4 protein-coding genes and 2 pseudogenes are annotated in these 4318 nt (G+C 54.7%); all 6 read left to right on the top strand.

The window, feature by feature from the left end; translation table 11 throughout:
* Window positions 1-688 (top strand): annotated as a pseudogene (locus tag P8O11_RS05885) (DNA-directed RNA polymerase subunit beta'); the annotation flags it as partial.
* Window positions 689-826: 138 nt separating this feature from the next.
* Window positions 827-1648: a glycosyltransferase gene (locus P8O11_RS05890; RefSeq protein WP_300292636.1), complete on the top strand. Its 822-nt coding sequence runs from the start codon at window positions 827-829 to the stop codon at window positions 1646-1648.
* Window positions 1645-2565: a DMT family transporter gene (locus tag P8O11_RS05895; RefSeq protein WP_300292638.1), complete on the top strand. Its 921-nt coding sequence runs from the start codon at window positions 1645-1647 to the stop codon at window positions 2563-2565. The genes P8O11_RS05890 and P8O11_RS05895 overlap by 4 nt, the downstream gene beginning before the upstream one ends.
* Window positions 2562-3398: a glycosyltransferase gene (locus P8O11_RS05900; protein ID WP_300292640.1), complete on the top strand. Its 837-nt coding sequence runs from the start codon at window positions 2562-2564 to the stop codon at window positions 3396-3398. Before P8O11_RS05895 ends, P8O11_RS05900 begins: the two co-directional genes overlap by 4 nt.
* 283 nt (window positions 3399-3681) lie before the next feature.
* Window positions 3682-4053, top strand: coding sequence for a 30S ribosomal protein S12 (rpsL, locus tag P8O11_RS05905; RefSeq protein ID WP_089887580.1), 372 nt, complete (start codon window positions 3682-3684; stop codon window positions 4051-4053).
* Between the two features lie 12 nt (window positions 4054-4065).
* Window positions 4066-4318, top strand: a pseudogene (locus P8O11_RS05910) (30S ribosomal protein S7); the annotation flags it as partial.

Consider the following 4318-nt stretch of genomic DNA (forward strand, 5'->3'; position numbering starts at 1 on the left):
CAAGCACATTCCAGTTATGGAAGGCGACTTTGTCCAGAAGGGCGATTACATCATGGACGGTAACCCGGCACCGCATGACATCCTCTCCATCATGGGTGTCGAAGCGCTGGCGGATTACATGATCGACGAGGTGCAAGATGTTTACCGCCTGCAAGGCGTGAAGATCAACGATAAGCACATCGAAGTTATCGTGCGTCAGATGCTCCAGAAGTGGGAGATTCTCGACAGTGGCGACACCACGCTCCTTAAGGGCGAGAATGTCGACAAAGTCGAGTTTGACGAGGCCAATGCCAAGGCGGAAGCCCGTGGCGGACGCCCTGCACAAGGCGAGCCGATCCTTCTCGGGATCACCAAGGCGAGCTTGCAGACACGTTCCTTCATCTCGGCGGCATCGTTCCAAGAGACAACACGCGTTCTGACCGAAGCCTCTGTGCAAGGTAAGAAAGACAAGCTGGTTGGCCTCAAAGAAAACGTCATCGTAGGCCGTTTGATCCCTGCGGGGACAGGTGGTGCGACGAAGCAAATGCGCCGTGTGGCTCAGGACCGTGACAATGTTGTGCTTGAAGCGCGCCGCGAAGAAGCGGAAGCGGCAGCAGCTTTGGCGGCCCCTGTTCAGGACGATGTGTTCGCAGCAGCACCGCCCGCTGAGGACATCGCAAGCGAGATCCCTGAGAGCCGCGAAGAATAAGCGCTTTCAGAGAGAGATTGAAAAACCCCGCTTTCACGAGCGGGGTTTTTTGCTTTTTGGGGGCGGTGTTGCAGACTGGTGTCTTTGAGGCTTTCCATTTTGGCAGATCAGGTGTTTCCTATTCTTAGGAGAGCGTTCATGGCACAGAAGAGTTTAGATCCACAGGTGATCGGAGTGGTGCGGTTTTTCGTTTTGACCACGGATTTTTCACTTCATGCGCATGACGACCATGAGGCCCTGGCCGACAAGTTGTTTGCGCCTGCGCGTATGGCATTGAGGCTGAGACTTTTTGAACGGCTTTGTTTGCCATCTCTTGTGCGTCAGAGTGATCAAGGGTTTCGGCTCGTTGTGCTTACGGCTGAAGCGCTGCCGGATGCTATTCGCGCAAAGCTTGATGCGTTGGTGGCGCCACATGAGAATATCAGCGTTTATGCTGCGGCCCCTGAACTGCATTATCAGCTAATAAAGAAGGCTTATGCCTCTGTGTATGAAAACGATGCACAGTATCGCCTCACCTTTCGTTTGGACGACGATGATGCGCTTGCGCTTGATTATGTGGCGCGTCTTAAAACACTGGCACGGGGGCTTTTGCCTCTGAGGCCCGATGTGCCGCAAGTGATCGCGTTTAACCGAGGGTTTTATGTCGATATGACCGCGCCGAAGGGCAGGGGCCGTTTGTTTGATACGGTGGAGCGCGCGCCTTTGTCTTGCGGAACAGCACTGCTTGCGCCTGCGAGCTATACGCGCAACCCGTACCGCTATAATCACCGTGCTTTGGCGCAGCACTACAATGTCTATTCCGACATCTCGGAGCCTTGCTTCTTGCGCACGATTCACGGCGATAATCACTCGAGCCCTGCAAAGCTCGGTATTTTGGGGAAGCTGGGCGAGGATGCCGTCGCTGATCAGATCTCGCGATATTTTGGACTGGATATAGACATGCTTGGAGCGCTTGAATGATTTCGGCACAAGACAATTTACGCGGGGCTGTCTTGATGATGGCGTCGATGGCGGCGTTTACGTTCAATGACGCATTTATGAAGATGATTTCTGCACAGCTGCCGTTGTTTCAGATTTTGATGTTGCGGGGCATTTTGACAACCTGCCTGATTGCGCTTGTGATGCTCGCAATGGGGCGCTTGCGTTTTGCGGTTCCGCGTGAGGACCGTTGGCTTGTGTTGACGCGTGTTGTTGCGGAGGCGGCCTCGGCCTATTTTTTCCTGACTGCATTGTTCAACATGCCAATCGCCAATGTCAGCGCGATCATGCAGGCCTTGCCTCTGGCGATCACACTGGCGGCGGCAGTGTTCTTTCGGGAGCCTGTCGGCTGGCGACGATTGTCTGCCATTTTTGTCGGGTTTTTCGGGGTTATGCTGATCATTCGTCCAGGGGCCGAGGATTTCACGATCTATTCGCTTTATACTTTGGCGGCGGTGGTTGTCGTCACAATCCGCGATCTTGCCACGCGGCGCTTGAGCGCTGAGACACCTTCGATGGTCGTGACATTTTATTCCTCCCTCGGTGTCACGTTCTTTTTTGCTATGGCGGCGCCGTCGCAAGGGTGGGTTCCAGTAGATGGATATGCTGCAATGATGATTGCGGGGGCTTCTGTGATGGTGATTGGTGGGTATATTTGCTCAATCATGTTGATGCGGATTGGCGAGATCAGTTTTGTGGCTACGTTCCGCTATACCTCGCTGGTTTGGGCGTTGCTTTTGGGGTGGTTGGTGTTTGGGGATTGGCCAAAGCCTGTGACGCTTTTGGGTGCGTCGATTGTGATTGGATCAGGTGTATTTATGCTTTTGCGCGAACGCCAAATCAACCGTCGCGTGGCCAAAGCCGCAGCAGCACGGCCAGCGGCGGAAGCAGGGGTATGAGGCAGGCGAAGCTTCAGGTTTTGGGGCTGTGCCGCTGGTCGTATCCGAGCCAGACGGGCGCGTTCAACAATACGGGCGAGAGCCTGGACGCTTTGCGGAGCGAGCTTTATGCGGCGGGGCGTATGGCTGTGCGGCTCTTCTTTTTGGAGCACCTTGTCTTGCCAAGCCTACGGGCGCAGAGCGACGCTGACTTTACGCTTGTCTTGATGATGGGAGAGACGCTGCCCGAGCCATGGCGCTCGCGTGTGCTTGAGCTTGTGCAAGATGTGCCACAAGTGAAACCTGTATTTTTGCCAGAAGGTCAGAACCATATGGCTGCCTGCACAGCGCTGATGCGGGCGCATCGAGACGAGAGCGCAGATGTTGTTGTCGAGTTTCGTTTGGATGACGATGATGCTGTCGCAAGCGACTTTGTTGCGCAATTGCGCGGACTCTATCGGCAGCTGCGTCCGATCTACAAAGCCAACAAGAGGGTTGCCGTTGATTTTTGTAGGGGGTTCCTGTTTCGCTGTGAGGATGATGGAGCGGTGAATTATCTCCCTGTCGAGGCACGGCTTTGGACGCCTGCACTTGCGCTCTACCTGCCGCCTGATCATCCGCGCAGCCTTCTGAACTATCCGCATATGCGCACATGGCGGAGTATGCCTGTTTTGAGTCTGAACAAGAAGCCGATGTTCGTACGGGGCGCCCATGGGGGGAATGACAGCGCGATAAAAGAACGCAAAGTCGACAGCTTCCGATACAAGCTCGAGACTTTGCCAGCTGTGATGGCCACGGACTTCGGGGTTGATCTTGAGGCTTTTGAGGCGGCTTGGCTTGAGGTTTGCGCCTGACGTCCCATGCGGCAAAGGGATTGGCCCCGCTGTGTTGACAAGCTCTGCGACTCCCCCTAAAAGCTGCTCATCCGGCTATGGGCACGCCCTAACGCCGTTTACATAACTTGAGTGGTCAAGATCCGAGCTATTGCTGCGAAGATCCTCTGTAAACCCGCCGCGCCGTTTACCTCGGAATGGGAACGATGCGGCTTTTGTGTGTTGTGGACGCATGATGCACGCGAATTGAAACCGCGAGGGGACACCCTTGCATACATGTGTTGAGAAACGGGAAAAGAGCCCTATGCCAACGATCCAACAGCTCATCCGGAAGCCCCGGAAGCCGAAAGTCAAACGCTCCAAATCGCTTCACCTCGAGGGTAACCCTCAGAAGCGCGGCGTTTGTACACGCGTCTATACAACCACGCCCAAGAAGCCGAACTCGGCGATGCGTAAAGTTGCTAAAGTACGTCTCACAAATGGCTTTGAAGTCATCAGCTATATCCCAGGTGAAAGCCACAACCTTCAGGAGCACTCTGTTGTCCTGATCCGTGGCGGTCGTGTAAAAGACCTTCCCGGTGTTCGCTACCACATCCTGCGCGGTGTACTTGATACGCAAGGCGTTAAAGACCGTAAGCAGCGCCGTTCGAAATATGGCGCTAAGCGTCCTAAGTAAGGAAGAGATCACATGTCACGTCGTCACGCCGCTGAAAAACGCGAAGTCCTTCCTGACGCCAAATTTGGTGACCGGGTTCTGACAAAATTCATGAACAACCTGATGATCGACGGCAAAAAAGCTGTTGCCGAGCGTATCGTCTACAACGCGTTTGACCGCGTTGAGAGCAAAATCAAGCGCGCCCCTGTGGAAGTCTTCCACGAAGCGCTCGAAAACATCAAACCATCCGTCGAAGTGCGCTCGCGCCGCGTCGGTGGTGCGACAT

The organism is Lentibacter sp. (assembly GCF_029254145.1).
Taxonomy (GTDB): Bacteria; Pseudomonadota; Alphaproteobacteria; order Rhodobacterales; family Rhodobacteraceae; genus Lentibacter.